This window comes from Phenylobacterium sp., from assembly GCF_030645195.1.
GTDB lineage: Bacteria > Pseudomonadota > Alphaproteobacteria > Caulobacterales > Caulobacteraceae > Phenylobacterium.
In genome coordinates, this window is record NZ_JAUSLW010000124.1 from 1 (window position 1) to 2,613 (window position 2,613).

Here is a 2,613-nt window from a genome sequence, read left to right on the forward strand (position 1 = left end):
TGGCGCGCCCTGCAGGACTCGAACCTGCAACCGCCTGCTTAGAAGGCAGGTGCTCTATCCAGTTGAGCTAAGGGCGCTAAGCGGACCTAGTGGGTCCAGGGCTGCTTGCGATTGAAGGCGAAGTTGTCGGCGTAGGCCTTGATGATGCGCTTGGCCGGCTTGGGATCAAACAGCTGGAAGGCGAGGCCGTGGGCCCGGGCGTAGGCCACGGCGTCCTCGGCGGTGTCGAAGGACAGGCGGATCTGGCCGTCGGTGTCCTTGGTCTGGGTCCAGCCCATCAGCGGGTCGGCCGCCCGGGCGGCCTCGGGCGCGAACTCCAGCAGCCAGTCCTTGGTCTTGGCCTTGCCGGACTGCATGGCGTTCTTGGCCGGACGGTAGATGCGCGCGAGCATGTGGATTCCTGGCGATGACTGCGTTTGGCCGGTGCTGGTCGGGGCGAGAGGATTCGAACCTCCGACCCTCTGGTCCCAAACCAGATGCGCTACCAGGCTGCGCTACACCCCGAAAAGCACCGGCGGCCGTGGGATATAAGGCTTTGGCCTTTCCCGCAAACGATAGGAGGCCGCAGGCGCCGATGGCTCGACCTTTGCACCCCTCCCCTGCTAGGTCTTGGACCAGGGATGGAAACAATGTTGGGCGCAAGGCCGAAATCGAAGCGTTCGCGGCGCAGGGAGATGCGCCGGCGGGCCCAGTTCTGGGATCGGCACGCCGAGCGGGTGCGTCTGCTGCTGATCGGTGGCGGCGCGGTCGCCCTGGCCAGCCTGGTGGCGAAGGTCGCCCTGGGCTAACTCGGCGCCCGCCGGTGCATCAGCTTGAACACCCCAGAGGCGCGGACCACGTCGTGGCCGCCCACATAGGCCCGGCCCTCCACGAAGGCCACGTCCCGGGTCGCGCGGGTCACGCGCGCATCCCCCATCACCCACTCCCCCACGCGAGCCATGTGCAGGAAGTCCACCGACAGGTGGATGGTCACCGAGCGGGTCTGGGTCTCGCGCCACACCGCGGCCGCCAGCAGGCCGTCCAGGAAGGCGGTCAGCATGCCCCCATGCACCAGGCCCAGGCCGTTGGCGTGGCGCTGCTCGGCGAAGAAGGCCTGCTCGGTCAGGTCTCCCTGCTGGGCGCGGTGATAATAGGGGCCGTTGATGGTGGAGAAGTCGCCCCGCCCCTGGGAGCGGATGAAACCCTCCGGCGGAACGATCTCGGCGGCGGGATCGGGTTTCATTTCGCGGCGGCCTTCAGGGGTTTGAGGACGATCTCGTAGAGGTGGGGCCAGTTCTTGCCGGTGACGAACAGGCGGTCGCCCTGGCGGTCATAGGCGATGCCGTTGGGGACGGCGTCGGGGTCGCGGCGGGACAGGGTCTCGGGCAGGCCGGTGAGGTCGATCCAGCCCTTCACGGCGCCCGTCGCCGGATCGATGCGGGCGATGCGGTTGGTCATCCAGATGTTGGCCAGGATTTCGCCCTTCACCCACTCCAGTTCGTTGAGATTGACGACGGGCCGGCCTGCGGCGGTCACCCTCACCCGCCGCGTCTCCCTCAGGGTCCTGGGGTCGAGGAAGCGGAGGAAGGGCGTGCCGTCGCTCATGATCAGGCTCTTGCCGTCCTGGGTCAGGGACCACCCCTCCCCCGGATACCTGAAGCTCCCCTTGCGAGCGAAGGTCTTCAGGTCCCAGCGATAGCCGATCTCGTCCCGCCAGGTCAGGCTGAGGATCTCGGAGCCCCAGTTGACGATGCCCTCGCCGAACTTGTCCGGATCGGTGGCCACCGATTGCAGCACCGCGCCATCCCGCAACCGGACCTTGCGGATCGAGGAGCGGCCCTCGATGCCCGTGCTCTCGAACATCACGCCGTCGAGGTAGAAGAGGCCCTCGGTGAAAGCGCCGGTGTCGTGCGGATAGGTCGCGCGCACCTCATAGCCCTGGACCGGGAGAACCGCGGCGGCGGGACTTCCCACCATGACGGCGGCGAAGGCCGCCAGCGCGAACCACACCGATTTGAGGGACAGGAACGACAAGCCGGGCTCCCTGGCTAGGACAGACCTATCCTTTGCGGGAGCGTCGTGGCGGAGGCAAGGCGCAGCCGGCCTCAGGCCATGCCGATCGACTCCAGTTCGGCCACCACCAGGCCCTTAGGCCCCTCGGCGAAGCGGACCATGACGTCGTCCCCGGGCTGCAGGTCCTCGATGCCGGACCGGCGCAGGGTCTCGATGTGGACGAAAATGTCGCCGGGCTCGCCGTCGCGGACCACGAAGCCGTAGCCCTTGGCCCGGTTGAACCACTTGACCTTGGCCCGCTCCAGGGGCCCGCGCGCCTGGGGCGTGGGCCGGGGACCGCGGGCCTGGAAGCCGCCGTTGGGGCGGTCGAAACCGCTATGGCGGTCGAATCCGTCGCGGTCGCGCCGGAAGCCGTCGTCGCGGCTGCGCCGCTCGGCCGGCGGCGGGGCGGAACTCTCGTCCAGGTCCACCACCTCCGACACCTGCCAGCCCTTGGGCCGCCGGATCACGTCGCAGACGATGATCGCCCCCTCCAGGGCGTTCTCGCGCCCGGAGTTACGCAACGACGTCACATGCAGGAGCACATCCTTCAGGTCGGTCTGGCCAGGATCGTCGGGAACA

The 2,613-nt window shown here is 68.2% G+C and carries 4 protein-coding genes and 2 tRNA genes; all 6 read right to left on the bottom strand.

Annotated features, from left to right (window positions below):
* Nucleotides 1-77: transfer RNA gene (locus tag Q7T09_RS10655), tRNA-Arg, on the bottom strand.
* A gap of 9 nt (nucleotides 78-86) precedes the next feature.
* Nucleotides 87-392 carry an ETC complex I subunit gene (locus Q7T09_RS10660; protein ID WP_304699582.1) on the bottom strand — a complete coding sequence of 102 codons (306 nt, stop codon included), beginning with the start codon at nucleotides 390-392 and terminating at the stop codon, nucleotides 87-89.
* Between the two features lie 35 nt (nucleotides 393-427).
* Nucleotides 428-504 (bottom strand) — tRNA-Pro (locus Q7T09_RS10665).
* A 280-nt stretch (nucleotides 505-784) separates the two neighbouring features.
* Nucleotides 785-1,222: a PaaI family thioesterase gene (locus tag Q7T09_RS10670; RefSeq protein ID WP_304699583.1), complete on the bottom strand. Its 438-nt coding sequence runs from the start codon at nucleotides 1,220-1,222 to the stop codon at nucleotides 785-787.
* Nucleotides 1,219-2,013 (bottom strand): glutaminyl-peptide cyclotransferase, encoded by a 795-nt coding sequence (locus Q7T09_RS10675; protein ID WP_304699584.1) that lies wholly within the window; start codon nucleotides 2,011-2,013, stop codon nucleotides 1,219-1,221. The genes Q7T09_RS10670 and Q7T09_RS10675 overlap by 4 nt, the downstream gene beginning before the upstream one ends.
* 71 nt (nucleotides 2,014-2,084) lie before the next feature.
* Nucleotides 2,085-2,613: cold-shock protein (locus Q7T09_RS10680; protein WP_304699585.1), on the bottom strand; the 529-nt coding region annotated here is incomplete at its 5' end.

Bases quoted from the DNA above. Each gene is read 5' to 3' on its own strand.
- Q7T09_RS10660 (WP_304699582.1), bottom strand. From the start codon at position 392: ATGCTCGCGCGCATCTACCGTCCGGCCAAGAACGCCATGCAGTCCGGC.
- Q7T09_RS10670 (WP_304699583.1), bottom strand. From the start codon at position 1,222: ATGAAACCCGATCCCGCCGCCGAGATCGTTCCGCCGGAGGGTTTCATC.